This is a genomic window from Streptomyces pseudovenezuelae (assembly GCF_029892565.1).
In the GTDB taxonomy this organism is placed as follows: domain Bacteria; phylum Actinomycetota; class Actinomycetes; order Streptomycetales; family Streptomycetaceae; genus Streptomyces; species Streptomyces pseudovenezuelae_A.
This window is the reverse complement of record NZ_JARXVH010000004.1, coordinates 605,343-631,078: the sequence shown is the minus strand read 5'-3', so window position 1 is coordinate 631,078 and position 25,736 is coordinate 605,343. Positions and strand designations below refer to the sequence as shown.

At 72.5% G+C, this 25,736-nt stretch carries 22 protein-coding genes; 9 read left to right on the top strand and 13 right to left on the bottom strand.

Going from position 1 to position 25,736, the window contains the following annotated elements; all coding sequences use genetic code 11:
• Positions 1-126: 126 nt before the first annotated feature.
• The 3 genes from M2283_RS15615 to M2283_RS15605 all read left to right on the top strand — a co-directional run bounded on the left by M2283_RS15615 (position 127) and on the right by M2283_RS15605 (position 5,529).
• The gene (locus M2283_RS15615) at positions 127-2,928 is read left to right on the top strand and encodes a CocE/NonD family hydrolase (protein WP_280876796.1); all 2,802 of its coding nucleotides are present in this window, start codon (positions 127-129) and stop codon (positions 2,926-2,928) included.
• Entirely contained in the window at positions 2,925-3,788 is an 864-nt protein-coding gene (locus M2283_RS15610; protein WP_280876795.1) for an ABC transporter permease, read from the top strand. Before M2283_RS15615 ends, M2283_RS15610 begins: the two co-directional genes overlap by 4 nt.
• Positions 3,789-3,945: 157 nt before the next feature.
• Positions 3,946-5,529 (top strand): vWA domain-containing protein, encoded by a 1,584-nt coding sequence (locus tag M2283_RS15605; RefSeq protein WP_280876794.1) that lies wholly within the window; start codon positions 3,946-3,948, stop codon positions 5,527-5,529.
• Position 5,530: 1 nt separating this feature from the next.
• Here the strand turns inward: M2283_RS15605 and M2283_RS15600 are convergent, their stop codons facing one another.
• On the bottom strand, positions 5,531-6,103 hold the full coding sequence (locus M2283_RS15600; RefSeq protein ID WP_280876793.1) for a TetR/AcrR family transcriptional regulator: 573 nt from the start codon (positions 6,101-6,103) through the stop codon (positions 5,531-5,533).
• 173 nt (positions 6,104-6,276) lie between these two features.
• On the opposite strand from M2283_RS15600, the gene M2283_RS15595 reads away from it, so the two are divergent.
• A complete protein-coding gene (locus M2283_RS15595; protein ID WP_280876792.1) occupies positions 6,277-7,092 on the top strand; it encodes an SDR family NAD(P)-dependent oxidoreductase in 816 nt (271 codons plus the stop codon).
• A gap of 82 nt (positions 7,093-7,174) precedes the next feature.
• Complete coding sequence (locus M2283_RS15590) at positions 7,175-9,103, top strand: AMP-dependent synthetase/ligase (RefSeq protein WP_280876791.1); 1,929 nt, start codon at positions 7,175-7,177, stop codon at positions 9,101-9,103.
• 61 nt (positions 9,104-9,164) lie between these two features.
• Here M2283_RS15590 and M2283_RS15585 read toward each other — a convergent pair whose 3' ends face one another.
• Both M2283_RS15585 and M2283_RS15580 read right to left on the bottom strand, forming a co-directional pair.
• Positions 9,165-9,575: a rodlin gene (locus M2283_RS15585; protein ID WP_280876790.1), complete on the bottom strand. Its 411-nt coding sequence runs from the start codon at positions 9,573-9,575 to the stop codon at positions 9,165-9,167.
• Positions 9,576-9,806: 231 nt separating this feature from the next.
• Positions 9,807-10,220, bottom strand: a complete 414-nt coding sequence (locus tag M2283_RS15580; protein ID WP_124000097.1) for a rodlin — start codon at positions 10,218-10,220, stop codon at positions 9,807-9,809.
• 193 nt (positions 10,221-10,413) lie between these two features.
• Between M2283_RS15580 and M2283_RS15575 the strand changes: the two genes are divergently transcribed.
• The 3 genes from M2283_RS15575 (at position 10,414) to M2283_RS15565 (ending at position 12,298) form a co-directional block, all read left to right on the top strand.
• Positions 10,414-10,830, top strand: coding sequence for a rodlin (locus tag M2283_RS15575; RefSeq protein WP_280876789.1), 417 nt, complete (start codon positions 10,414-10,416; stop codon positions 10,828-10,830).
• A gap of 296 nt (positions 10,831-11,126) precedes the next feature.
• Positions 11,127-11,354, top strand: coding sequence for a chaplin ChpD (gene chpD, locus M2283_RS15570; RefSeq protein WP_280876788.1), 228 nt, complete (start codon positions 11,127-11,129; stop codon positions 11,352-11,354).
• A 113-nt stretch (positions 11,355-11,467) separates the two neighbouring features.
• On the top strand, positions 11,468-12,298 hold the full coding sequence (locus tag M2283_RS15565) for a chaplin family protein (RefSeq protein ID WP_280876787.1): 831 nt from the start codon (positions 11,468-11,470) through the stop codon (positions 12,296-12,298).
• Positions 12,299-12,365: 67 nt separating this feature from the next.
• Here the strand turns inward: M2283_RS15565 and M2283_RS15560 are convergent, their stop codons facing one another.
• Together M2283_RS15560 and M2283_RS15555 are read right to left on the bottom strand one after the other, a co-directional pair.
• Positions 12,366-13,625 (bottom strand): NAD(P)-binding domain-containing protein, encoded by a 1,260-nt coding sequence (locus M2283_RS15560; protein WP_280876786.1) that lies wholly within the window; start codon positions 13,623-13,625, stop codon positions 12,366-12,368.
• Complete coding sequence (locus M2283_RS15555) at positions 13,625-14,926, bottom strand: ATP-grasp domain-containing protein (protein WP_280876785.1); 1,302 nt, start codon at positions 14,924-14,926, stop codon at positions 13,625-13,627. The genes M2283_RS15560 and M2283_RS15555 overlap by 1 nt, the downstream gene beginning before the upstream one ends.
• Before the next feature lie 120 nt (positions 14,927-15,046).
• Between M2283_RS15555 and M2283_RS15550 the strand changes: the two genes are divergently transcribed.
• The gene (locus tag M2283_RS15550; protein WP_280876784.1) at positions 15,047-16,393 is read left to right on the top strand and encodes a glycoside hydrolase family 26 protein; all 1,347 of its coding nucleotides are present in this window, start codon (positions 15,047-15,049) and stop codon (positions 16,391-16,393) included.
• A gap of 22 nt (positions 16,394-16,415) precedes the next feature.
• Here M2283_RS15550 and M2283_RS15545 read toward each other — a convergent pair whose 3' ends face one another.
• From M2283_RS15545 to M2283_RS15510, 8 genes are read right to left on the bottom strand one after another with little or no spacing between them, the layout of a single operon-like run.
• A complete protein-coding gene (locus tag M2283_RS15545) occupies positions 16,416-17,501 on the bottom strand; it encodes a GNAT family N-acetyltransferase (RefSeq protein ID WP_280876783.1) in 1,086 nt (361 codons plus the stop codon).
• Positions 17,498-18,154, bottom strand: a complete 657-nt coding sequence (locus M2283_RS15540; RefSeq protein ID WP_280876782.1) for a lipopolysaccharide biosynthesis protein — start codon at positions 18,152-18,154, stop codon at positions 17,498-17,500. The genes M2283_RS15545 and M2283_RS15540 overlap by 4 nt, the downstream gene beginning before the upstream one ends.
• Entirely contained in the window at positions 18,151-19,314 is a 1,164-nt protein-coding gene (locus M2283_RS15535) for a glycosyltransferase (RefSeq protein WP_280876781.1), read from the bottom strand. The genes M2283_RS15540 and M2283_RS15535 overlap by 4 nt, the downstream gene beginning before the upstream one ends.
• Entirely contained in the window at positions 19,311-20,072 is a 762-nt protein-coding gene (locus M2283_RS15530) for a polysaccharide deacetylase family protein (RefSeq protein WP_280876780.1), read from the bottom strand. Before M2283_RS15530 ends, M2283_RS15535 begins: the two co-directional genes overlap by 4 nt.
• Positions 20,056-21,762 (bottom strand): murein biosynthesis integral membrane protein MurJ, encoded by a 1,707-nt coding sequence (murJ, locus tag M2283_RS15525; protein WP_280876779.1) that lies wholly within the window; start codon positions 21,760-21,762, stop codon positions 20,056-20,058. Before murJ ends, M2283_RS15530 begins: the two co-directional genes overlap by 17 nt.
• A complete protein-coding gene (locus M2283_RS15520) occupies positions 21,759-23,111 on the bottom strand; it encodes an O-antigen ligase family protein (protein ID WP_280876778.1) in 1,353 nt (450 codons plus the stop codon). The genes murJ and M2283_RS15520 overlap by 4 nt, the downstream gene beginning before the upstream one ends.
• 4 nt (positions 23,112-23,115) lie before the next feature.
• Entirely contained in the window at positions 23,116-24,543 is a 1,428-nt protein-coding gene (locus M2283_RS15515) for a sugar transferase (RefSeq protein WP_280876777.1), read from the bottom strand.
• Complete coding sequence (locus M2283_RS15510; RefSeq protein ID WP_280876776.1) at positions 24,540-25,715, bottom strand: glycosyltransferase; 1,176 nt, start codon at positions 25,713-25,715, stop codon at positions 24,540-24,542. Before M2283_RS15510 ends, M2283_RS15515 begins: the two co-directional genes overlap by 4 nt.
• Positions 25,716-25,736: the final 21 nt, after the last annotated feature.

Sequence of the window (25,736 nt, the reverse complement as noted above, 5' to 3'; positions counted from 1 at the left end):
CCCCCCGAGCCAGTAGCCGTACACCACATGCGGTACGGCGTAGCCACCCCGTACTCCCAGAGAAGGTCCGCACGTTCACCCCGGGGTCCCCTCCAACTGTCAGAGACGCCCCGTACCGTTGAACGCATGGATCTTCGACTCCCCACCCTGCGAGGCCAACTGCGAAGGCCCCGGCACCGCCGCCTACTGGCAGCCGGCGCCGCCCTCGCCGTACTCGCGGCAGCGGGAACGTGGACGGCAGTTGCCTCGGACGAGAAGACCCCGGCACACCGATCCGACCGCATCATGGCGATCGACGGCGTCCGCATCGACACCTCGTACTTCACCCCCGCCACCGCCGGCAGGCACCCCGCCGTCCTCCTGGCCCACGGCTTCGGCGGCACCAAGGACGACGTACGTCAACAGGCCGAGAACCTCGCCGAGGACGGCTACGCGGTACTGACCTGGTCCGCCCGAGGCTTCGGGAAGTCGACCGGCAAGATCGGTCTGAACGACCCGAAGGGCGAGGTCAAGGACGTCTCCAAGCTGATCGACTGGCTGGCCGAGCAACCCCAGGTCCAGCTCGACAAGACCGGCGACCCGCGCGTGGGCGTCGCCGGCGCCTCGTACGGCGGCGCGATCTCACTCCTCGCGGCCGGCTACGACGACCGCGTGGACGCCATCGCCCCGGCGATCACCTACTGGAACCTCGCGGACGCCCTCTTCCCGAACGGCGTTTTCAAGAAGCTGTGGGCCGGCATCTTCGTCAACTCCGGCGGCGGCTGCGACAACTTCCAGCCCGAGCTGTGCCGGATGTACGAGCGCGTCGCGGAGGCGGGCAAGCCGGACGCACAGGCGCGTGCCCTGCTGGACGCCCGCTCGCCGTCCGCCGTGGGCACCCGCATCAAGGTGCCCACGCTCCTGCTGCAGGGCCAGACCGACTCCCTCTTCCCGCTCGGCCAGGCCGACGCCGCCGCGAAGGCCATCCGCGCCAACGGCGCACCCGTGGACGTCGACTGGATCGCAGGCGGGCACGACGGCGGCGACATGGAGACCGGCCGCGTGCAGTCACGCGTGCGTGCCTGGTTCGACCGCTACCTCAAGGACGACAAGGCCACCGACACCGGCCCGGCCTTCCGCGTGACCCGCACCGGAGGCGTCGACTCCACGGACGGCGCGGCCCTGCTGCGCGGCGCGAGCGCCGACAGCTACCCGGGCCTGGAGAGCGGTCAGAAGTCGATCGCCCTGACCGGCCGCCGCGAGCAGACCTTCGACAACCCGGCCGGCGCCAGCCCGCCCGCCGTCTCCGCCCTGCCCGGCCTCGGCGGCGGCGGCCTCGCCCAGCTCTCCTCGCTGGGCGTCGGCGTCTCGCTGGACTTCCCCGGCCAGTACGCGCGGTTCGAGTCGGCACCGGTCGGCAGCGGCCTGCGCGTCACCGGCTCGCCGACGGTCACCGTCCACGTGAAGTCGACCAGCGACGACGCCGTGCTCTTCGGCAAGGTGTACGACGTCGGGCCCGGCGGCACGTCCCCCGTGCTGCCCTCCCAGCTGGTCACCCCGATCCGCGTCGAGGGCGCCAAGGCGGGCAAGGACGTCACCATCACGCTCCCGGCCATCGACCACGAGGTCGAGCAGGGCCACCGCCTGCGCCTGGTCCTCGCCTCCACGGACCTCGGATACGCCTCCCCGACCGCCCCGGCGACGTACACCGTCTCCCTGAAGGGCGACCTGAAGGTGCCGACGGCGCCCGGTGTGACGACCGCCGCCGCCCCGCTCCCGTCCTGGGTGTGGTGGCTGCCGCTGGTGGGCGCGGTGATCGCCCTCGCCCTGCTGCTGTCGGGCCGCCGCCGCACCACCGCGGTGCCCCCGGACCCGGCGCTGGCCGAAGTCCCGCTCCAGATCACCGACTTGAGCAAGCGGTACGCGCGCTCGGCGGACCGGTACGCGGTCCGGGAGGTGTCCTTCCGCGTCGAGAAGGGCCAGGTCCTGGGCCTGCTGGGGCCGAACGGCGCGGGCAAGACCACCACCCTGCGCATGCTGATGGGCCTGATCAAGCCGGACGACGGCGAGATCCGCGTCTTCGGGCACGCGATCCGGCCAGGTGCCCCGGTCCTGTCCCGGGTCGGCGCGTTCGTCGAGGGCGCGGGCTTCCTTCCGCACCTCTCCGGCCGCGAGAACCTGGAGCTGTACTGGGCGGCGACCGGCCGCCCGCCCGAGGACGCCCACCTGGACGAGGCCCTGGAGATCGCCGGCCTCGGCGACGCCCTGGCCCGCGCGGTCCGCACCTACTCCCAGGGCATGCGCCAACGCCTGGCCATCGCCCAGGCCATGCTCGGCCTCCCGGACCTCCTCATCCTCGACGAACCCACCAACGGCCTCGACCCGCCCCAGATCCGCGAGATGCGCGAGGTGATGATCCGGTACGCGGCCGCCGGGCGCACGGTGATCGTCTCCAGCCACCTCCTGGCGGAGGTCGAGCAGTCCTGCACCCACCTCGTCGTCATGGACCGCGGCCGACTCGTCCAGGCCGGCCCGGTCGGCGAGATCATCGGCTCGGGCGACACCCTGCTCGTCGGCCTGGCGTCCGCCATCGCGGACCCCCTGGTCGAGAAGGTCGCTGCCCTGCCCGGCGTCGAGTCGGCGGTACGGGCGGACGGCGGCCTGCTGGTCCGGCTGGCGCCTGCTGACACACCCAGTCCTGAGGTGGAGCCGCTCGCGGTCGTCGTGCCGCACCGCGAGGTGAACGGCACGGAGATGCCGGCAGCCGACGAGCACGCACCCGTGCCCCACGCCAACGCACCTCATACCAACGCACCTCCAGCCGACGGCTCTCCCGCCGCCGCCCGCCTCCTGGTCGAACTCGTCCGGCTCGAAATCCCGGTCGCCTCCCTCGGCCCGCACCGCCGGCTCGAAGACGCCTTCCTCACCCTGATCGGAGGTTCCGCATGAGCACGCTCGTCGAGCGCGCCGAGGTGGCGTCCGGCTACCGGGCCGGCCGCACCCTGCCCCTCCGCGTAGAGCTGGCACGGCAGTTGAAGCGCCGACGCACGCTGGTGATGGGCGCGATCCTCGCCGCGCTGCCGTTCGTGCTGCTGATCGCGTTCGCGATCGGCGGCGGGCCGGGCAACGGCAATGGCAACGTGACGCTGATGGACACGGCCACCGCGTCCGGCGCCAACTTCGCCGCGGTGAACCTGTTCGTGTCGGCGGGCTTCCTGCTCGTCATCCCGGTCGCCCTGTTCTGCGGGGACACGGTCGCCTCGGAAGCCGGCTGGTCCTCCCTGCGCTATCTGCTCGCCGCCCCCGTCCCGCGCGCCCGCCTCCTGTGGTCCAAGCTCGTCGTCGGCCTCGGCCTCAGCCTGGCCGCGATGATCCTGCTGCCGGTGGTGGCGCTGGCCGTCGGCACGGCCGCCTACGGCTGGGGCCCGCTGGAGATCCCGACCGGCGGCGCGCTGGAGCCGGGCACGGCCGCGCAGCGCCTGGTCGTGGTGGTGGCGTACATCTTCGTCTCCCAACTGGTCACGGCAGGGCTCGCGTTCTGGCTCTCCACGAAGACGGACGCACCCCTGGGCGCGGTCGGCGGTGCGGTCGGTCTGACCATCGTCGGCAACGTCCTGGACGCGGTGACGGCGCTCGGCCACTGGCGCGACTTCCTGCCCGCGCACTGGCAGTTCGCGTGGGCGGACGCCGTCCAGCCGCACCTGGAGTGGTCCGGCATGATCCAGGGCACCGCGGTTTCGGTAACGTACGCGCTCGTGCTGTTCGCCCTGGCCTTCCGCGGTTTCGCCCGCAAGGACGTCGTCTCTTAGGTCAACGGAGGATTACCCACCGGTCTCAACGGCCCATGATCGTGGCCTTGTTGAGATCCTTCCGCAACGCCCCGTGCCGCACGTTCCGGCCCTCCGCGCCGTCACAGTCACAGATGTCGACGTCAACGGAGCAAGCCGGAGCAAAGGGGAACGGAAGATGGAGTGGTACCGAACACCACGGCCGGGCACGCCACGCCGCCGCACCCGGCGGCTGGGCGCCGCCCTGCTCGCCCTCACCGCGACCGGCAGCCTGCTGCTGACGGCCTGTGGGGGAGGGGACTCCGACGGCAGCAACAAGGCCTCGGACGGCTCCGAACAGAACGGCTTCCCGGCCCCGGCACCGGCCGCCCCGACGGCCGGCGACGGGAACCGGGAGGGCGAGCAGAAAGGCGAGGACTCCTTCGCCGAGCCCTCCCCGAGCCCCGACTACCTCTCCACCTTCGCCCTCGACGTGGACACCGCGTCCTACGGTTACGCCCGCCGCACCCTCGCCGAGGGACACCGGCCCGACCCCTCGACGATCCGTCCCGAGGAGTTCGTCAACAGCTTCCGCCAGGACTACGAGCGCCCCGACGGCAACGGCTTCACGGTCACCGTCGACGGCGCCCGCACGAAGGACGAGGACTGGTCGCTGGTCCGCGTGGGCCTCGCCACCCGCCCCGCCACGCAGACCGGTGAACGCCCGCCCGCCGCCCTCACGTTCGTCATCGACATCTCCGGCTCGATGAGTGAAGAGGGCCGCCTCGACCTCGCCCAGAAGTCCCTCGGGACCATGACGGACCGGCTGCGCGACGACGACTCGGTCGCCGTCGTCACCTTCAGCGACAAGGCCGAGACCGTCCTGCCGATGACCCGCCTCGGCGGCCACCGCGGCCGCATCCACCACGCGATCGACAGCCTGGAGCCGACCTACTCCACCAACCTCGGCGCCGGCGTCGAGACCGGCTACGACACCGCGGTCGAGGGCCGCCGCGAGGGCGCCACCAACCGCGTCGTCCTCATCTCCGACGCCCTCGCCAACGACGGCGACACCGACCCGGACTCCATCCTCGACCGCATCTCGGACGCCCGCCGCGAGTACGGCATCACCCTCTTCGGCGTCGGCGTCGGCAGCGACTACGGCGACGCCCTGATGGAACGCCTCGCCGACAAGGGCGACGGCCACACCGTCTACGTCTCCGGCGAGGACGAGGCCCGCAAGGTCTTCTGCGACCAACTCCCGCAGAACATCGACCTCACCGCCCGCGACGCCAAGGCCCAGGTCGCCTTCGACCCGGAGACGGTCGCCCAGTTCCGCCTCGTCGGCTACGACGACCGCCAGGTCGCCGACGACGACTTCCGCGACGACCGCGTCGACGGCGGCGAGGTCGGCCCCGGCCACACCGTCACCGCCCTCTACGCCGTCCGCGTCCGGGAGGGCGCCCACGGCCACCTCGCCACGGCCACCGTCCGCTGGCTCGACCCCCACACCCGCGACCCGCACGAGAAGTCCGGCGAGCTGGAGACCGGCGCGCTCCAGGACTCCGTATGGAAGGCGAGCCCCCGCTTCCAGGTCACGGCCGTCGCCGCCTACTTCGCCGACTCCCTGCGCTCCGGCGACGACCGCTGGAGGTCCCTCCCCGGCGACCCCGGCCTCGACGAACTCAAGGACCGCGCCCGCGACTTGGCGGACCGGACGGAGGACGGCGAGGTGAAGAAACTCGCCGACGCCATTGAAACGGCGAACCGCACGGTGCGCTGAGTCAGACGGTGCCGGGCCGCCGCCCGGCGCCGTACAGCAGCGTGTCGACGACGAGCGTCGCCAGGGCGTCGGGATCGGGGTCCGGCCGCTCGTCGTGCAGGGCCTCGCCGATCAGGGCGTAGTAGACGCGGCGGACCCACTCCAGGTCCGCGGCCGGGTCGAGCAGGCCCTCGGCCTTGGCCCGGCCCAGGAGTTCGACGCAGCGCGCCCCGAGCTGGTCCCAGCCCGCCGCGGCGCCGCCGCCCTCCTCGGTCGGCCGCCCCAGGGCATAGCTCCAAGCCCCCTTGATCCGCAGCACGTTGGCGGTGACGCGGTGCAGCGCGATCAGCGGCGGCGTGGTGTCGGGCCGCGCGTCCTCGATGGCCTGGTTGAGCTGTCGTACGGCTGACTCGGCGAGCGCCTCGATCAGTGCCTGCCGACTGGCGAAGCGCCGGTGGACCGTCGTCCTGGCCACGCCGGCGGCCTCGGCGATCTGCTCCATGGATGCGTTCGGATCGGCGGCGAGCACCAGCTCGGCCGCCTCCAGAATCGCGCGCACACTGCGCTCGGCATCGGCCCGCAGCGCTCGGCCCATGGGCACCTCCACTCCGTCGACTCCTGACCCCCACTGGACGTAGACGATACTCCGTGGTTGCCGTTCCCTAGTTAACTGAGTCAGAGCTGTTGCAATTAAGAGAATAATAGCTACAGTAGTGTCTTAGTTAGTCGTTCGGCTCGTCTCACCTCGACGTTCTGAAGGGAACAGTCATGACGGCCACATCCACCGCCCTCATCACCGGCGCCTCCTCCGGACTGGGTGCCGAGTTCGCCACCCAGCTCGCCGCCCGCGGCCACGACGTGATCCTCGTCGCCCGCTCCCGGGACCGCCTCGAAGAACTGGCCGACGGGCTGCGTACGACGTACGGCGTCCAGGCGCACGTCCTGCCCCAGGACCTCGCCGAGCCCGACGCCGCCGACCGCGTCGCCGAGGCCCTCGCGGCCCGCGGCCTCACCGTCGACCTGCTGGTCAACAACGCGGGCTTCGGCACCTGCGGCCGCTTCGAGGAGATCGACCCGCGACGCGAGCACGACGAGATCATGGTCAACGTCCTCGCCCTCGTGGACCTCACCCACGCCGTGCTCCCCGGCATGCTGGAGCGCGGCTCCGGAGCCGTCCTCAACGTCGGCTCCACGGCCGGCTACCAGCCGTCCCCGTACTTCGCGGTCTACGGCGCCACCAAGACGTTCGTCCTCAACTTCTCGCTGGCGCTGCGCCAGGAGTACCGAGGCCGCGGCATCAGGGTCACGGCCCTGTGCCCGGGCCCGGTCGAGACGGGCTTCTTCGAGGCGATCGGCACCCGCAAGGCCGCGATGGGCTCGTTCAGCACCTCGGAACCGGTCGTCCGCGCAGCCCTGCGCGCCCTCGACCGCGACCGCGCGTACCTCACCCCGGGGCTGGGCAACGCACTGGGCGCCCACCTGAACCCGCGCCGCCCGCGCACCCTGGTGGCGGCGATCGGCGAGCGCATCACCCGCAAGGTGCTGGAGCCGGAGCAGAAGCCCGCCGAACCCGCGGCCGCCTGAACCGACCCCGCGGAACCCATTGAATTTCCGTTACGCACCGGTAAGTTGACCTCCGTTCAGCACCCTGCGACCGGGAGCCGCCATGGGCGTACGCAAGGATCTGAAACGGGCCAAGCAGCGCGCCGACCTGGCCTCCCGCACCGAGGTCGAGCTGGTCAGGGACGAACACGGCACGGTACGCGAGGCCCGCACCGCGCCCATGGCCGCCAGGCCCACCACCGGCAGCGCCGCCGACCTGCCCTTCACCAACGCGGCCGAGGCCCCCGACGCCGTACTCCTGCGCCGCAAGGAACAGGGCACCTGGCGGCCCGTCACGGCGGCGGCCTTCGCCCGCGAAGTCACCGCCGTGGCCAAGGGGTTGATCGCGGCCGGCCTCGAACCCGGTGGCCGGGTCGCGGTCATGTCCCGTACCCGCTACGAGTGGACGGTCCTGGACTTCGCGATCTGGGCCGCCGGCGGCCAGACCGTCCCCATCTACGCCACCTCCTCCGCCGAGCAGATCGAGTGGATCGTCCGCGACTCGGGCACCCGCTTCGTCGTCACGGAGACCGCCGAGAACGCCGACACGGTGGCGACAGGCACGGCAGGTCACGAACAGCCGCCGCGCACCTGGCGGTTGGACGCCGGTGCCATGGCGGAACTCACCGCCCTCGGCCGCGACCTCCCCGACGAGGAGGTCACCAAGCGCCGTACCGCCCTCACCCCCGACACCATCGCCACCGTCTGCTACACCTCCGGCACCACCGGAAAACCCAAGGGCTGCGTCCTCACCCACGCCAACCTGCACGCCGAGGCCGCCAACACGGTCGAGCTGCTCCACCCCATCTTCAAGGAGGTCACCCGCCAGGTCGCCTCCACGCTCCTCTTCCTCCCCCTTGCCCACATCCTCGGCCGCACCCTCCAGATCGCCTGCCTGATGGCCCGCATCGAGATCGGCCACTGCCCGAGCATCAAGCCCGACGAACTCCGCCCGGCCTTCAAGGAGTTCCGCCCGACGTTCCTGGTCGGCGTCCCGTACCTCTTCGAGAAGATCCACGACACCGGCCGCGCCACCGCCGAGAAGATCGGCCGCGGCGCCTCCTTCGACCGCGCGGACCGCATCGGCGTCCGCTTCGGCGAGGCGTACCTCAACAGGTTCCTCGACACCGGCAAGGGCCCCGCCCCCACCCTCTACGCCGCCTGGGCCCTGTACGACCTGCTGGTCTACCGCCGCATCCGCAAGGAACTCGGCGGCCGCATGCGCTACGCGATCAGCGGCGGTTCCCCACTCGACCGCAACCTCAACCTGTTCTTCTACGCCGCCGGAATCATCGTCTACGAGGGCTACGGCCTGACCGAGACCTCCGCCGCCGCCACCATCGTCCCGCCCCTCAAGCCCCGCCCCGGCACCGTCGGCCTCCCGGTCCCCGGCACCGCGATCCGCATAGCCGACGACGGCGAGGTGCTCATCAAGGGCGGCATCGTCTTCGGCGCCTACTGGAACAACCCGGCCGCCACCGACGCCGTACTCCAGGACGACTGGTTCGCCACCGGCGACCTCGGCTCCCTGGACCAGGACGGCTACCTCACCATCACCGGCCGCAAGAAGGACATCCTCGTCACCTCCGGCGGCAAGAACGTCTCCCCGGCCGTCCTGGAGGACCGCCTGCGCAGCCGCTCCCCGGTCGGCCAGTGCCTCGTCGTCGGCGACAACCGCCCCTTCGTCGCCGCCCTGATCACCCTCGACCCCGAGGCCATCGCCCACTGGCTGTCGGTCCGCCGACTGCCCGCCGACACCCCGCTGTCCGAGGTGGCACGCGACCCACGCATCCGCGCGGACGTCCAGAAGGCCGTCGACTACGCAAACGAAGCCGTCTCCCGCGCCGAGTCGATCCGCGCCTTCACCCTGGTCGAGGGCGAGTTCACCGAGGAGAACGGACTGCTGACCCCGTCCCTGAAGGTCAAACGGCACGCGGTGCGGGCGGTGTACGGGGACGAGATCGAGGCGCTGTACACCAAGCGGTCCCGGTAGCGGACACGGAAAAGCGGGCCGCCGAAGTGCTCGGCGACCCGCTCTCGCGGTGCTGCTGAGGTCAGCTGCCCACGGCGCCGTTGCCGGACAGGACCGGGATGTTGTCCAGGATGTGCGACAGCGGCTCGTCGCCCTTGGCCTGGGTGGAGTTCTCGGTGCACTGCTGGTTCTGCGGGGCCGACAGGACGGGGACGTCCTGCAGGACGGTGACAGGAACCACGCCGACGATGGAGGCGGCGTTCACCTTGGCCGGCAGGCCGATGCACGGCTTGTTCAGGGTGCCCTGCACGAGCGAGAGCTGGGGGCTCATGTCGCCGTGGGTCGCCTGGTTGCCGTAGACCTGCTCGGCGCCGTTGCCGTTGGTGGTGGTGACACCGTCGTCGTTGCCGATCGCCAGCGCCTGGGGCGCGGTGGCGGCCGACACACCCGCGACGGAGGCAGCGATCGCGGCGGTCGCCAACAGCTTCTTCATGATTTCGTTCCCTTTCGGAGAGCGGACTCCGTGCAGAGTTTCGGAGAGCGGACTCCGTTGCAGAGCCGCGTGTTGATCAACCCGCGAGAAGTCGTTTGGTTGCGGTGGTTGCCCCGATTGGCGCAGCGCACGCGACGGGCGCGCGCCGCACGGCACTGAAGACGGCACCAAAAAAGGGCATGCAAAACGGGCCGCCGAGAATTCGGCGGCCCGTTCGCGTGTGTCTGGTGATCAGCTGCCGGCGGAGCCGTTGCCGGACAGGACCGGGATGTTGTCCAGGATGTGCGACAGCGGCTCGTCGCCCTTCGCCTGGGTGGAGTTCTCGACACACTGCTGGTTCTGCGGGGCCGACAGGATCGGCACGTCCTGGGCGACCGTCACCGGCACCACGCCGACGAGCGAGGCCAGGTTGCCCTTGACCGGCAGGCCGACACAGGGCTTGTTCAGCGAGCCCTGGATGAGCGCCATCTGGGGGCTCATGTTGCCGTACGTGGCCTGGTTGCCGTAGACCTGCTCGGAACCGTTGCCGTTGGTGGTGGTGACGCCACCGTCGTTGCCGATCGCCAGCGCCTGGGGCGCGGTCGCGGCCGATACACCGGCGACGGAAGCGGCGATCGCCGCGGCAGCCATAACCTTCTTGATCACTTGCGTGGTCCCTTCTGGAGTAACCCCGTCCACCGGAGCGACCTGCACAACTGGCGCTGGGCCGCATGGTTGCTGGCGTTCACTCCAATGGCCCACGTGGAATCCGACCGGGTGAAGTCACGAAACCTATCCGGCTGCCTCTGGTTGAGGTGGAAGCAGGAATGTGTGCTCCCGTCAGGAAAGGACCGGAGAAATGTTCAAGAAGGCAATGGCCGCAGCCGCGGTCGCGGCTTCTGTCGCCGGAGTATCGGCCGCGACCGCCCCGCAGGCGCTGGCCATTGGCAACGACGACGGCGTCACGACCACCAACGGCAACGGCGCCGAGCAGGTGTACGGCAACGGCGACACCCGTGGCGACATGAGCCCCCAGGCCTCGCTGGCCCAGGGCACGCTCAACAAGCTGTGTGTCGGCCTGCCGGCCAAGGTCAACGCCGCCTCCATCGTCGGCGTCCTCGTCCCGGTCACCGTGCTGCAGGACGTGCCCGTCCTGTCGGCCCCGCAGAACCAGCAGTGCGCGGAGAACTCCACCCAGGCCAAGGGTGACGAGCCGGCGTCGCACATCCTGGACAACATCCCGGTGCTGTCGGGCAACGGCTCCGCCGGCAGCTGATCCAGGGCATTGATGCGGCCCGGGCGGTCCACCGGTTTTCGGTGCGGCCGTCCGGGCCTCGCTTCGAAATCCGCCACCGTTATCCGCCCCGCCCAGAAGAAGCGTTACTGCTCCTGGTGGGTCAATATGTCAATTCGGCACGGGGCGTTCGAGTGAATTATCCGGTGGCTCACGTTCCGTAGTTTCTTCCGCTGTCTATCCCTCGTTTTGCAGCCTGCAGGTCATGGCGAGCCGTTCCAATGTGCTCGCTCGGTTTCGGCCGTCACCAGAGCATGACCGCAGAGAAGGGAAAGCTCATGAAGAAGACCGCCGCAGTCGTCGCGGGCGTCGTCATGGCCCTCGGCCTGGCCGCCCCGGCCTTCGCCGACGCCGGTGCCGAGGGTGCCGCCATCGGATCGCCGGGTGTCCTCTCGGGCAACGTGGTCCAGGTTCCCGTCCACGTTCCGATCAACGTGTGTGGCAACTCGATCAACGTGATCGGCCTCCTGAACCCGGCGTTCGGCAACGAGTGCGTCAACGACTGACCTCGTAACGCGCAGGCACCAGCCGTTCGGCTGCGTCACAGCCGGCCTTGGACGTCTTTTCCCGGTCCGAGGCCGGCTTTTCCCACTTCTTCTTCAGGCAGGAAGACAACGAGATGCGACAGACCCTGAGTAAGGGAATGGTCGCGGCAGCCGCCGCGACAAGCATTCTGTCCCTGTGCGGCGGCCCCGCCCTGGCCGACACGCACACGGGCGGCGCGGCCAAGGACTCACCTGGTGTCCTGTCCGGCAACAGTGTCGAGGCCCCGCTCGACGTACCGGTGAACGCCTGCGGCAACTCCGTCGACGTGGTGGCCGCCCTGAACCCGGCCTTCGGCAACTCCTGTGCCGAGGGCCAGGACACGCACGGCCGCTCGCACGGCAGGCACCACGGTCACGACGCGTACGGCGACGACGACTCCGGCTACGGGTCCGACGACGACTGCGAGGACTCGGGCTACGGCTACGGCGACTCCTGCGGCGGTGACCACACGCCTCCGCCCGGTGGCGATCACACGCCTCCGCCCGGCGGTGACCACACGCCTCCGCCCGGTGGGGATCACACCCCGCCCCCGGGCGGTGACCACACGCCTCCGCCCGGTGGTGACCACACGCCTCCGCCCGGCGGTGACCACACGCCCCCGCCCGGTGGTGACCACACGCCTCCGCCCGGCGGTGACCACACGCCTCCGCCCGGTGGGGATCACACCCCGCCCCCGGGCGGTGACCACACGCCTCCGCCCGGAGGTGACCACACGCCTCCGCCCGGTGGCGACCACACGCCCCCGCCGTACACCCCGCCCCCCGGCGGCGGTGACCACACGCCTCCGCCCAGCCTGCCGCACACCGGCAGCGAGGCCATGCTGGGTGCCTCGGGGGTCAGCGCCGCGATGATCGTGGCCGGAGCCGTGCTCTACCGGCGCGGTCGGGCCGGGTCCCACAGGTAATCGCGCAGGTCGAGCGGTACGAGGTGCGCCGGGTGCCGGACGGTCCGTGTCCGGCACCCGGCGTTTGTCAGCGGCGCACCCGCACCTGATCCCCACCGCTCGCCGGCGCCGGGATCGCCCCGCCGGCCGGGCTGGTCCGCAGCCGGCGCCGAACTCCCCGTACCAGCGCCCCCGCCGTGTAGGTCGCGCCGTGCACGAAGCGCATCGCCGGGCCGAAGCCGGCGGCCGTGACCAGGCCCGCCAGGAACAGGCCGGGGTGCGAGGACTCGAAGTCGCGGCCGACCTCGGGGGAGCCGTCGGCCACCGCCGCCAGGCCGGTGCGCAGGTCGTCGGAGAGCAGTGACAGGCGTTCACGGGTCGCGGTGAACCCCGTGGCCGCGATGACGTGTTCGGTCTCCAGCGCGCGCAGCGACCCCGCACTCCGGTCCAGCGCTTCGAGCCGCAGCCCGCCCGATACCGCGCGCGCCGCCGTCACCTCGTGGCCGAGCAGCACCTCGACACCTGACTCCACCCGCTCCCGCACCCACCAGGCGCCGGCAGGTCCGAGGGCGCTCGCGGCGATACCGGCCCGGGTCCGGTCGGGCAGCCGGTGGAAGAGGCCGGGGCGCTCGGCGTAGAACCAGTTGCGCCAGCCGCAGCCCAGGCCGCTGTGCGGGGAGCGGGCCGACTGCCACCACGGGCGCACCCACGGCGGCGGTACGTCGTTCCAGCACAGCCCGTCGGCCCGCGCCAACACCCGTACGCGCGTGCCCTGTTCGGCGAGCAGGGCCGCGGTCTCCAGGGCCGCCTGGCCGCCGCCGATGACGGTGACGTCCTTGCCGCGGAAGCGGGCGAGGTCGTTGTGGTGGCTGCTGTGCGAGACGAGGGAGGAGTCGAGGGCGCGCAGCGCCGACGGGATCTCCACGAACGGCATGACGCCGACCGCCAGCGCGACCGTACGCGCGTGCAGTACCTGGCCGTCGTCCGTGACCGCCTCGAAGCCGCCGGGGCAGGGCGCGAGGCGGGTCACCGTCCGCTCGTCCACCTCCGGCACGGCGTTGCGGGCGAACCAGAGCCCGTATTCGGCGAACATCTCCACCGGGATCGGCTCCCCGTGCCGCGCGGCCACGCCCTGGCCCTCGCAGTAGGCGTCCAGGCGCCAACGGGCCGCCGGGTCCGAGAGGTTGGAGGCCCACGGCTCCGACTTGAGGAACATGCCGCCGGGCATGTGGTCGCGCCAGGACGCCATCGGCCGGCCGAAGACACGCAGGTTCAGCCCGGCGGCCGCGGCGTGGGACGCGATGGACAGGCCGTACGGGCCCGCGCCCACCACCAGCAGGTCGTACATCAGCAACTGCTCGCTTTCTCGTCGTCGGACAGGTCGGACGGGTCGGTCAGGGGGGACAGGCCGGGTGGGGGCGCGGCGGCCTGGTGCACCACGCGTGCGGGTGCCGGGGCGCCGGATCCCGCGCGCGGTCCGCCCAGCCGGTCGCGGAGGCGGTGGGAGACATGGCGGCCCCACAGGGGCCACAGGGCGCGGCCGGGTTCGCGGTCGTCGTCGGCGTGCCAGGCCAGTTCGCGGCCGGCGGGGGCGGGGCGAAGCGCGTTCAGCGGCGCGTAGTTCTCCACCACGAACTCCCGCCCGGCCAGCGGCGCCGGCTCCGGCAGCGGACGGTGGGTCAGATCCAGGTGCAGGGCGCGTACGACGTCCAGGCCGGCGCCGTCGGCGAAGAGGCGGAACTGGGCGCCGGGGCGCGGGTTGAAGTCGAGGAGGTGATAGCGCCCGGTGCGGCCGCAGCGGCGGAAGTCGAGGTCGAGGATGCCGCGGTAGCCGAGTTCGTCGGTGAGGCGTTCGGCGAGCGCCGTCACCTGCGGGTTGGGCGTCCAGCGGCCCACCGCCGTCAGGCCCGCGCCGCGCGGCCAGGCCCGTAGCTTGAGGCCCGCCCCGCCGCCGCGGACGGTGCCCGAGCGGTCGACGTAGCCGTGGAAGAACCAGTCGCGCTCGGGGCCCGGTGGCAGGAACGCCTGCAGCAGCAGCCGGCTGCCCGCCTCCTCGGAGCGCAGATACAGCTCACGTGCCTCCTGCGCCGAGCGCAGGACGACCGTGCTGCGCAGGCCCGTGCCGGTCGGCACCAGCCAGGGCCGGCTCCACTTCGCCACCAGCGGCAGGCCCAACTGCCAGGCGGCGGTGGCGGCCTGGGCCGGGCTGTCGGGGATCAGTGTCGTCGGGTGCGGAACCTCCAACGCGGCGCACACGTCGGCCAGTTCGGCTTTGTCGGCGACGTGCTCGGGAACGGCGCTGGGCATCGCGGGCAGCAGGTAGGAGGGCGCGAGTTCGTCGCGCAGCCCGCCCACCGCGACGGCGCTCGCGTCGTCCATCGGGATCAGCACGGCGGGGCGGGCGATCCGGGCGGCCACCCGGCGCAGCGCCACGGCGATGTCGTGCGCGGACGCGCCCGGTGGCGGCGGGGGGTGCAGCTGACGTACAAAACGAGATCGGGAAACGGGACTTCCGGTGGAATCCGCGACCACGTGCACATTCACCCCCGCTCTGCCGAGCGAGCGCACGGCGCCGAGTGTGCCGTGGTGAAAGGGATTCCGGTCGATTCGCAGGAGAACCGCGGGGACGCGGATGTCAAACAGCGACACGGGCATTTTGTCTTCTCACTCGAAGGCCGTAGTGGCGGTGGCGTGATTGCCGTTCATATGACTGAGTGTCAGTAAAGAAAGTCCGCGAGCGGAATTTCGAGAGTGGAGAAAGGAGCAGGTATGACCCAGCAGCGACGTCCCCGGTCCCGGCGGCTGGCGGTCGTGACGGCCACCGTCGTCGTGTCGGCTGTCCTGGCGTCCGGACCTGGCTTCGCCGCGGGGGTGGTGCGGGTCGCCGATCCTCCCGCTCCGACGCCGACGTCCCCGGCACCCGCGGTGACGAAGCCGGCGGCGGAGGCTCCGACGGCCCCCCCGACCCTGCCCGCCCAGACCCCGTCCACCGAGACCCCGTCCGTCCAGACCCCGGCGACCAAACCCGCGGTCACCGAGCCCAGGAAGGACACCCCCGCCTTCGGCGCCTACCTCGACTACGGCGCCCGCGGCGTGGCCCGGATCGCCGAGCTCAGCCGCTGGCTGGGCGGCGCCGAGCTGCGGGTCGGGCACACCTACCTGCCCGGCGACCGCTGGAGCAACATCGAGGGACCGCCCGGGTTCCTCGACGTGTGGGCGGACTGGCGCACCGAGCGGGACGACCGGATGCTCGTCCTCAACGTCCCCATGCTGGAGCGCAACGAGGAGGGCGTGCCCGACGCCCAGGTGCGGTCGCTGCTGCGGCAGGGCGCGGCCGGCGACTTCGACCGGCACTTCACGGCGCTCGCCCAGCGGCTGGTCGACCTGAACGTGCCGGACACGGTGATCGTGCTCGGCTGGGAGATGAACGGCACCACGTACACCTCCCGCTGCGGGCCGGATCCGGAGTCCTGGAAGAAGTACTGGAACCGGATCGTCACCACCATGCGTTCGGTGCCGGGCCAGAAATTCCGGTTCGATTTCACGCCGACCCGCGGCCGGGACGCCATTCCCTGGACCCAGTGCTATCCGGGTGACGACACCGTCGACATCCTCGGCATGGATTCGTACGACCAGCCGTCCGGGCTGACATTCGACGAGCAGGTGAAAGAGCCCTACGGACTCCAGGAGCACGTGGACTTCGCCAAATCCCACGGCAAGCCCATCTCCTATCCCGAATGGGGCCTGTTCCGCAACGGTGACAACGCCGAGTACATGAAGCGGATGCTCGCCTGGATGGACGAGCACAAGCCGCTCTACAACACGCTGACCGACTACTGCCCGCACGGTGTGTGGCAGTGCTCGTCCAACCCCAAGTCGTCCAAGGTCTACCGGTCCGTCCTCTTCGGCCGCACCGACACCCCGACCACACCGACCGAGCCCACCACACCCCCCAAGCCGACCGAACCGACCCCTCCGCCCAAGCCGACCGAGCCCAGCACGCCGCCTCCGGTGCACCCGCCCAACTGCTCGCCGATGGACCTCGGCGACTGGGTCGAGTACTGGCTCGGCGGGAAGCTGTGCATGCGCCTGGACTGGTGGTCGCGCAGCCGGTGAGTCCGGACCGGCGGCGGGCCGTTCACGGTCCGCCGCCACCGCGCTCCCTCCACGTCCGCACCAGCTCCTTGCCCCGCCGCCGCGCGGCCACGTCACACACGGCCGCCGCGAGCAGCGGGGCGGTACGGCGCCTGGCCAGCAACAGCCTTTGATTTACGACGGGTTCGGGCCGCCAGTGATGCTTGTACGGTTCGTTGCCGCGCAGCAGGCTCAGCGTCCCCTGGGCATGCTCGGCGCACGCGTCGAGGAGCATCACGGCCACGTCCGCCTTGCGTTCCCGCAGGCACGGGTGGGCGCCGTACAGGTAGCCGCCCGCCAGCCGGCGGGACAGCAGCGTCAGATCGACGGCCACCACGTCGTCGTCGAGCCGGAACTCGGTGACGACCGCGTCCCCGGAGCGCACCATCGGCCCGACCGAGCGCACCAGGTGCTCGCAGAACCGGGGCCGCAGATGCTCGGACGTCACCTTCCGCCCCTGCCACTGGAGTTGGTGCAGTTCCAGCAGCCGGCGCAGCGCCTTGTCCACCTCGTCCGGTGTCGCGACGTGCCGTTCGATGCCGAGCGCGGTCAGCTTGCGCAGCTTGGCGCGGACCCGCTGGGCCTTTCCCGACGGCAGCCGGGCCACCAGGTCGGCCATCGGCAGGGCGGGCAGCTCCAGGCACAGCGAGTCGCCGACCCGGCGGCGCGGCCCGCGCCAGCGTTCGTAGACGCGCTCGGCCGCGCCGCCCGGCCGCACCTCGCGCAGGTCGATCAGCGCGGTCCGGGCACAGGCGGCCAGCCCCTCGGTGAGCGCGGTGACGGCCGCCTCGCCGCGCTCCTCGTCCAGCAGGACGTCCCCGTAGTCGGAGATCGCCCCGCCCAGCGGGACGAGCGCGGGCACCGGACGTCGTACCCGCATCAGGGGCGCCACGCCCACGAGTTCGGCGCCGTCGCGCACCAGGAGCAGCCGCAGCCGGCCGGGGCTGCCGTAGGACAGCCACCACGAGTGCAGCCAGGCGTGGCTCTGGAACGGGGTCGCGGACGGGCAACGGTCGTACAGCCGCGCCCAGTCCTGGGCGAGTTCGGCGAACTCGCCCTCGTCGGTGACGAGTTGGGTCGTGTACGTCACAGCTGGCCGTGGGCTTCGGCGGCGACGGCCGGGCCGGGCACCGAGGCGGGTCGGCCGGCCTCGGCCGCGACGGTCCGGCGCGGGCGTACCAGCAGCACGAGGCCGCCGAGCAGTCCGCCCGCGCTCGCCCCGACCAGACCGGTCACCGCCGGGGAGGCCGAGGAGGGTGCGGTCGGCTTGGTGGCGCGGGCGAACTGCTGGAGTTCGACGTTGGTGGTGGCCTTGACGTCGTTCGCGTGCCGGGTCAGGGCGCGGGAGACGGCGTTGGCCATGTCGGCGGCGAGGTCGGGGCGGTCGGAGGTGGCCGTGATCGAGACCATCGGGGCGTCCGGCGAGGTCGCCGTCTGCACGCTCGACTGCAGCGTCTTGACCGGCACGCCCGCCCACACCTGCGCGTCCCCGAGCACCGCGAGCTGGGTCGCGACCCGCCCGTAGGCCTGCGCGAAGCCCAGCGCGGAGGCCGGGTCGGACTTCTCGGTCGGCACGGCGACGACGTAGCTGGTGGCCGTGTACTCCTGCGGCTGGACCAGGCCGTACCCGCCGCCGAGCAGACCGCCGGCGAGGGCGCTGGCCGCGACGAGGGTCCACGGGGGCAGGGCCCGGGCGCGGGTCAGGGCGGCGGGGCGGCGTGGGCCTGAGGTGTTCTCGGTCATGGGGAACTGGCTCCCTGGGGTGAAGTGGACGGGGACAACGACGACTTCTCGGGGGCAGCGGCCGCGTAGACGTCCATCAGCTGTGCGGCGCTGCGGGTGATGCAGTAGTGGCGGGCCGCGTCGGGGGCCGCGCGCGGGCCCGGTTCCGCGGCGCGGGCCGCGGCGATGGCGGCGGCGAACTCCTCGGTGACGCCCCGCACTTGGCGTGCGCCGGACGCGGCACCGGGGGGCAGGTCCTCGATCGCGGGGCAGGACGCGTAGCGCACCGGCAGGCCCGACGCCAGCGCCTCGACGATCGCCAGGCCGAAGGCCTCCTCGGGGCACGGCGAGGCGAGCAGGTCCATCGCGGCGGTGAGGGAGGGCAGGTCCGGGCCGGGGGTGCCGTCGGTGACGTAGGGACGTTCGCCGGTGAACAGGACCCGGTCGGCGACCCCTGCCTCGTGCGCGGTGCGCCGCAGGACGTTCTCCTCCGGACCGCCGCCGACCAGCAACAGCCAGTAATCCGAAGGCAGTTGGGCCAGGGCGTGGATGAGGACGTCGAAGCGTTTGCCCGCCGTGAGCCGGCCGATGCCGCCGACGACGTACGCGCCCTCCGGCAGCCCGAGCCGCTGGCGGGTGCGGTGGCGCTGGACCGGGTCGAAGCGGAAGCGGGTCAGGTCGATGCCGTTCGGGACGACCTCGATGCGCGGGCCGGGCACGCCCCAGCGCTTGAGGCGGTCGGCGACGGTGGGGGAGACGGCGACGGTGGAACGGCCCAGGCGCTCGCTGGCCAGATAGAGCCCGCGGACGCCCGTCGTGAGGCTGCGGCCCTCCATCTGCGAGTCGCCCAGGGAGTGTTCGGTGGCGACGATCCCGCGCACACCGGCGAGGCGGGCCGCGAGGCGACCGTAGACGCAGGCGCGGTAGAGGTGGGTGTGCACGAGGTCGTAGCGGCCCGAACGGATCAGCCGGACCAGGCGGGGCAGCGCGGCCAGGTCGCGGTTGCCGGCCATGCCGAGGTGTGTGACCCGCACCCCGTCCGCGACCAGCCCGTCGGCGACCGCGCCCGGGTTGGTCAGCGTCACGACATCGCAGTCGACCGGCAAGTGCCGCAGCAGCAGCCGCAGTTGCTGCTCCGCACCGCCAACGCCGAGCCCGGTGATGACGTGCAGCGCCTTCACCGCAGCCCCTCGACGGGACGCCGACGCAGGCGGTGCAGCCGGTACTTGAGGTGGAGGCGTACGGCGGTGTCGTTCTGCCCGATGTGCACGCGGGGGAGTGCGAGCAGGCCGTTGAGCTCGCCGGGGTCGATGGCGCAGGCGTACGCGTACCCGGCGTCCCGTACGGCGTCGACGGCGCGTTGGTCGATCGTCCCGTACGGATAGCAGAAGCCGATGGGCAGGACGCCCGTCAACTCGGCGAGTACCGCCCGGCTTTCGGCGACCTCGGTACTCAGCGTGGCGTCGTCCGCTTTGGTGAGGTCGACGTGGGTCAGGCCGTGCGAGCCGATCTCGACGCCCTCGGCGGCGACGTGCCGGATGCCGTCGGCGGTCAGCAGCGGCTTGCGCGGGCCCAGCGGGTCCCAGGCGTTGTCGCCGCCGAGCCGGCCGGGCAGTACGAAGAGGGTGGCGCCGAAGCCGTGGCACCGCAGCACCGGCAGGGCACCGTCGACGAAGTCCGCGTACCCGTCGTCGAAGGTCAGCCCGACCAGGCCGCGGCCCTCGCCGCGGGCCCGGGCGGCGAGCAGGTCGGCCATGGAGACGCCCCGAAGTCCGCGTCGGCCGAGCCACTTCAGCTGGGCGTCGAGGCGTTCGGGGGTGACGGTGATGCGGTACGGGTCGTCCGAGCAGTCACCGACGGAGTGGTACATCGCCACCCACGGGACCGGGCCGGGCGCGCGGCGGCCGGCGGTGGCTGGGGAGTCAACGGGTGCGGCCATGCGTCAGCCTTCGGGTCGCGGAACGGACGGAACGGAGTGCGGGGACGACACCCTCGGCGTCGAGGGCCCAGCACAGGAGGAGGAAGACGGCGGTCACGGTGACCGTGCCGGCGGCGAGCCCGGGGACGGCGGCGTCCACACGGCTCGCGACGAACGCCCCGGCCGCCGTCGCGACCACCGCGGCCCGGGCCGGCCTGCTCAGCTCCACCAGCACCCGCCGGGTGCGGATCGGCACACTGCGCGGGCCCATGCCGGCCAGCAGGAGTACGGCGGTGACGGTGATGCCGGTCGCGTTGGCGAGGGCGATGCCGGAGACGCCCCACGGCACGAGCGTCCAGGCGCCGATCCAGGAGGTCACGACGATGCCGGCGGCCATCGCGAGGACCGGGTACCAGGTGGGCCGGCCGGCCGAGAAGTAGGAGCGGACCAGGACACCGGTGAGGGTCTGGCCGAGCAGACCGAGGGCGTACACGCGCATGACGCCCGCCGTCGCGGCCGTGTCCTGGGCAGTGAACGCGCCGCGCTGGAAGAGGAGTTCGATGATCTGCGGACCGCAGGCGACCACGGTGGCCGCGCCGAGCAGCACCATGGACACGGCCAGCGCCAGATCGCGCTCCACCCGGCTGCGGGCCCGCTCGGTGTCGCCGTCGGCCAGCGCCCGCGCCACCACCGGGAAGGTGACCGTGCACAGCATCATCGACAGCGTCATCGGGATCTGCGCGACCTTCTGCGCGTAGTTCAGGTGCGAGATGGCGCCGGAGGGGAGCGTGGAGCCGAGGAAGCGCTCGATGAGCACCTGCGACTGGCGGCACAGCGCGAACAGCAGCACGGTGGCGACGAGCGCGAAGTCGATGGGCCGCACGGTGTCGTCGCCGCCGACCGCCGGGCTCGCCGCGACCGGTGTGCCCGCCGCGCTTGCTGTGTTCTCCGCGGACTTCGCCCCGCGCCTCAACTGCCGTACGAGGGACGGTGCTTGGATCGCGACCATCAGGAGCCCGCCCACCGCGACGCCGACCGCCGCCGAGCGCACCCCCCAGCGTCCGCCGAGGACGAACATCGCGGTGATGACGCCGGTGTTGTAGGCGACGTAGATCGCCGCGGGGGCCAGGAAACGGCGGTGGGCGCGCAGGGCCGCGCTGCAGTAGCCGGCCAGGCCGAAGCTCAGGACGCAGGTCGCCGTCAGCCGGGTGCAGTCCACCGCGAGGTCGCGGTCGGGCAGGCCCGGGGCGAGGGCCTCGACCACCCAGGGCGCGGTACCGACGAGGAGGGCGCCGACCGCGACGAAGGCCAGCGACAGGCGGGGCAGCGTGGTGGCGACCAGGGCGCGCACGGGGTCGCCGGGGGCGCCCTGCGCGCGGCGGGCCAGGGCCAGGCTGAACGCCGGGATCAGCGCGAACGCCAGCCCGTCCTCGATCAGCAGCGTGGCCGCGAACTCCGGCACCGTCCAGGCGACCAGGAACGCGTCCGTCTCGCTGCCGGCCCCGAACAGCCGGGCCAGCGCCTGATCGCGGATCAGCCCGAGCAGGGCCCCCGCGATGGACATGGCGGCCGTGACGAACGCGGCCTTGGCGAGGAACCCGCGGGAGACGGGGGCGAGTTCGGTGACGCCGTCGGACTGCGCCCGGGCCGCGGGGACGGCCGCCTTGGCGTCGGCGTCGGTCCCGGGGGTCCGTGAGGGCGTCACTGTCATCGCGCGGCGACTTCCTCGGCGCGCCGGCCGACCGGACTCGCCGGGGCCGGCGCCCGGTCCGAGCCGCGGGCTCCGACCAGCGACCACCACGCCACCAGCCCGAAGCACACCGCCGTCAGCACGGTCGAGGGGCCGCCGATGTCGGCGTACACGAAGTCGATCAACTGCCAGACCAGCAGCCCGCACGCGACGAGCGCGCAGTCGAGCCCGGTGCCCGTCCGCCGCGCGCGCCACAGGCCGTGCAGGCCGCACACCAGGAGCGCCAGCCAGCTGCCCGCGAGGGCGAGCAGGCCGATGAGACCCTGTTCGGCGAGGACCAGCAGGTACATGTTGTGCGGGGAGAGCAGGGGCTGCTTACGGAAGGCCGCGCCGGCGCCCTCGGTGTCGCTGCCTGCGGACAGCGCGAGGGAGGCGTGCGCGTCCCGGTATTCGGGGAAGCCCTTCAACCCGACGCCGGTGAGCGGCTGTTCGCGCCACATGTCGACGGCCGCCGCCCACATCGTGTACCGGTCGACGACGGACTGGTCGGGGGCGTCGGTGACTTGGGTGATGCTGTCGATCCGCTCCTGGAGCATCGCCGAGCCGACCCCGAAGCCGCCGACCAGGATCACCCCGGCGGCGACCGCGACCGCACCCACCTTCAACGCCCGCCGCAGCCCGGCAAGAACGAGCTGCACCACACACGTCACGGCCGTGGCGATCCACGCCCCGCGACTGAAGGACAGGGCGAGCGGGACGAGCAGGGCGAGCGCGCAGCCGACGGCGATCGCCTGCTGGCGTACGGAAGTTCGGCCGAGTGCGAGGCCCAGCGCGCAGATCAGTCCGAAGGAGACGACCGTGGCCATCCCCATCACGTCCGTCGCGCCGAAGGTGCCGACGGCCCGGATCTCCTCGCCCTGGTAGGAGGCGCCGGTCCCGGTGACGAACTGCTGCACGCCGATCGCCCCCTGCCACAGCGCGAGGACGACGAACGACCAGGCCAGCAGGCGGAAGTCGCTCCGGTCGCGGACCAGCAGCACGACGGCCGCCGGGACCAGCACGAAGATCTGGAGGTAGCGGCCGAGGCCGGAGACCCCGGCGCCCGGCGAGGCCGCGCCCATCGCGGCGAGGGCGAGCCCGACCACGGGCAGGCCGAGGACCACGGCGGAGGTACGGGTCAGGGGGCGCCGGCGGTCCCGGACGAGCCGGATCCCGCAGTACAGCACCACCAGCGCGGAGACCGCGTCGGCCGGGCCCGCGCCCCCGTCGCCGCCGGGGGTCAGGGGCAGTCCGAGCAGGGCGATCACGGCGATCACCGGGAGGACGGGGGACCACTCCCGCACCCTGGGCAGGGTCAGTGCGTGGCTCATCGGCTCAGCTCCCCGTCGGACGCACGAGCGAGGCGGCGGTGCGCAGCAGGATGCAGATGTCCTGCCACAGCGACCAGTTGTCGATGTAGGCGTTGTCGAAGCGGGCCCGGTCCTCGATCGAGGTGTCGCCGCGCAGCCCGTGGATCTGGGCCAGGCCGGTGATGCCGGTCCGCATCCGGTGGCGGGCCGCGTAACCGGGGTAGGTCTGGCTGAACTTGGCGACGAAATAAGGGCGTTCGGGTCTCGGCCCGACCAGGCTCATGTCGCCCCAGAAGACGTTCCACAGCTGGAGCAGCTCGTCCAGCGAGGTGCGGCGCAGGAAGCGGCAGAACCACGACATTCGGTGCTCGTCGGCCACGCTCCAGCGGGTCGCGGACTCGTGCTCGTCGACCGGGCGGTGGGTGCGGAACTTCAGCAGCGTGAAGGGGCGCCCGTTCTTGCCGATGCGCTCCTGCCGGAAGACCACCCCGGGCCCGTCGCTGAGCCGCAGCGCCACCGCGCACACCAGCAGCAGCGGGCTGACCAGCGCCAACAGGGTCCCGGACACCAGCACGTCCAGCGCCCGCTTGCCGACGCTGCCGCGCCGCCGCCCGTACCCCATGTCGAGCCGCCGGCAGGAGAACCCGGCGAACTGGTGGTTCGACGCGTACGAGGGTGAGTCCGCGTCGACCTCCCACACCGCGCAGCCCGACTCGGCGAGCGCCCGCAGCAGCGGCCCCTGCTGGGTCCGGACCGAGGGGTGCACGCAGAGCACGTCCCGTACGCCGTTCTGGATGAGCGCCCGCTGCACTTCCTGACCCGTCGTCAGAACGGGCAACCCGTCAGTGCCGTCCGGGTGTTCGGCGACGACGCCGACCGGGAGCACACCGGAACGCGGGTGGCGCAGCACGGACGAGGCCACGCGCTGGGCGGTCGCCGCCGGACCGACCACGAGGGCGGTACGGGGGCGGGTCAGCCGGGCCGTGCGGCGGCGCCAGTGCACCAGACCGCGGCTCGCCGAGGCGGCCGCCGACTGGATCAGGAAGCCCAGGAGCAGGGTGCGTGCGGAGAGCGCGTGCTGCGGGGAGTGCGCCGCGACGAGCGACGCGAGCGCCATCCACGCGACCGCGATCCGGCCGCAGACGGCGGGCAGTTCGTCCAGGACGCCCGGCACCGGCCGTGCCGTCTGCGTGCGCAGCAGCATCGACGCGGCCACCAACAGCGCCATCAGCAGCGGCCCGTGCGGGGCCCTGGCGAAGACGAGGGAGCCGACCAGGGCGGCGGTGAGGTCCGCGGCGAGCAGCGGCAGCGGGGACGCGGGCCGGGCCGGTGGCCGGCGGGCGGGGAACCGGAAACCGGCGGCGGTGCCGCGCGCCGGCATGACCGAGAGGGGTGAGAATCCGAGATCCCGTGGCTGCCCGCCGGGCGAGGGGACCGTACTTTCCGCAGTCACGAGTGGATGGACTCCCTGCACTCGGAGGGCACGACGGGTGCGGTGGGCGCGGCGCCCAGCAGCTCGCGGTACACGGCCGCGACCGCCTCGGCCGCGTGCCGCACGTCGTGCGTGGACAGGACGTATCGGCGCCCCTGGTGGCCGAGCGACTCACGCAGCAGCGGGTCGACCAGCAACTCGGCGACGGCGTCGGCGAGTTGGGCCGGGCGGTCCGGGGGGACGAGACAGCGCGGTGCCAACTCCAGTGGCAGGCTCTCCCGGGCGCCGTCCACATCGGTCACCACCACGGGCCGCCCGCAGGCCATCGCCTCCAGCGGGGCAAGGGCCATGCCCTCCCAGCGCGAAGGCAGCACCACCAGATCGGCGGCCTGGTACCAGGGGACCGGATCGGTGACGGCCCCCGCGAACAGCACGGACGCGGGCGCACGCGCGGCCAGTTCGGCCCGGTCGGGCCCGTCACCGACCAGCACCAGCCGAGCCGCGGGCACCCGCCGCGTCACGCCCTCCCACGCGTCCAGCAGAACGTCCTGCCCCTTCTGCCGACACAGCCGCCCCACACACACGACGAGCGGCGCCGCCGGATCGCCATCGGGCAGCAGCGTCGCCCGTACGGTGTCCACGGCCGCGGGGTGGAAGCGCTCGGGGTCGATGCCGTTCGGTACGACCGTCCAGCGCCCGTCGATCCCGGCGTGCACGCCGGTCGCGCGCTCCCCTTCGCTCACACACACCACCCGGGAGGCCCAACGCGCCCCCCACCGCTCCCACCTGAGCGCCAGTGCCGCCGTGGTCCCGCCGACCGCCTCGAACGACCAGGCGTGCGGCTGGAACACCGTGGGGATCCGCCCCCGCACCGCGAGCCGCCCGGCCAACCCGGCCTTGGCGCTGTGCGCGTGCACGAGATCGGGCCGCACGTCCGCGAGCACGCGCCTCAGTCGGCGTACCTCGCCGAGGAGTGCCGGTCCCGGCGAGCGCGCCGCCTCCCAGTGCCGTACATCGGCGCCCAGTGACCGCAGCCGGTCCGTGAGCGGGCTCTGCGGGCAGGCGACGGTGACGTGCAGGCCGGCCGCGAGCTGAGCCCGCGTCAGGTCCGTGACGACACGGGCGACCCCGGCGTCCACCGGCTGGGTGAGGTGCAGGACCCGTGGCCGAGGGTCGGGTGCTGACAGGTGCATTGCGCGGTTTCCTCGCTCACG

Excerpts from the sequence above, each read along its gene's own strand:
- M2283_RS15615 (WP_280876796.1), top strand. The coding sequence starts at position 127 with ATGGATCTTCGACTCCCCACCCTGCGAGGCCAACTGCGAAGGCCCCGG.
- M2283_RS15610 (WP_280876795.1), top strand. The coding sequence starts at position 2,925 with ATGAGCACGCTCGTCGAGCGCGCCGAGGTGGCGTCCGGCTACCGGGCC.
- M2283_RS15605 (WP_280876794.1), top strand. The coding sequence starts at position 3,946 with ATGGAGTGGTACCGAACACCACGGCCGGGCACGCCACGCCGCCGCACC.
- M2283_RS15600 (WP_280876793.1), bottom strand. The coding sequence starts at position 6,103 with ATGGGCCGAGCGCTGCGGGCCGATGCCGAGCGCAGTGTGCGCGCGATT.
- M2283_RS15595 (WP_280876792.1), top strand. The coding sequence starts at position 6,277 with ATGACGGCCACATCCACCGCCCTCATCACCGGCGCCTCCTCCGGACTG.
- M2283_RS15590 (WP_280876791.1), top strand. The coding sequence starts at position 7,175 with ATGGGCGTACGCAAGGATCTGAAACGGGCCAAGCAGCGCGCCGACCTG.
- M2283_RS15585 (WP_280876790.1), bottom strand. The coding sequence starts at position 9,575 with ATGAAGAAGCTGTTGGCGACCGCCGCGATCGCTGCCTCCGTCGCGGGT.
- M2283_RS15575 (WP_280876789.1), top strand. The coding sequence starts at position 10,414 with ATGTTCAAGAAGGCAATGGCCGCAGCCGCGGTCGCGGCTTCTGTCGCC.
- chpD (WP_280876788.1), top strand. The coding sequence starts at position 11,127 with ATGAAGAAGACCGCCGCAGTCGTCGCGGGCGTCGTCATGGCCCTCGGC.
- M2283_RS15565 (WP_280876787.1), top strand. The coding sequence starts at position 11,468 with ATGCGACAGACCCTGAGTAAGGGAATGGTCGCGGCAGCCGCCGCGACA.
- M2283_RS15560 (WP_280876786.1), bottom strand. The coding sequence starts at position 13,625 with ATGTACGACCTGCTGGTGGTGGGCGCGGGCCCGTACGGCCTGTCCATC.
- M2283_RS15550 (WP_280876784.1), top strand. The coding sequence starts at position 15,047 with ATGACCCAGCAGCGACGTCCCCGGTCCCGGCGGCTGGCGGTCGTGACG.
- M2283_RS15540 (WP_280876782.1), bottom strand. The coding sequence starts at position 18,154 with ATGACCGAGAACACCTCAGGCCCACGCCGCCCCGCCGCCCTGACCCGC.
- M2283_RS15530 (WP_280876780.1), bottom strand. The coding sequence starts at position 20,072 with ATGGCCGCACCCGTTGACTCCCCAGCCACCGCCGGCCGCCGCGCGCCC.
- murJ (WP_280876779.1), bottom strand. The coding sequence starts at position 21,762 with ATGACAGTGACGCCCTCACGGACCCCCGGGACCGACGCCGACGCCAAG.
- M2283_RS15520 (WP_280876778.1), bottom strand. The coding sequence starts at position 23,111 with ATGAGCCACGCACTGACCCTGCCCAGGGTGCGGGAGTGGTCCCCCGTC.
- M2283_RS15510 (WP_280876776.1), bottom strand. The coding sequence starts at position 25,715 with ATGCACCTGTCAGCACCCGACCCTCGGCCACGGGTCCTGCACCTCACC.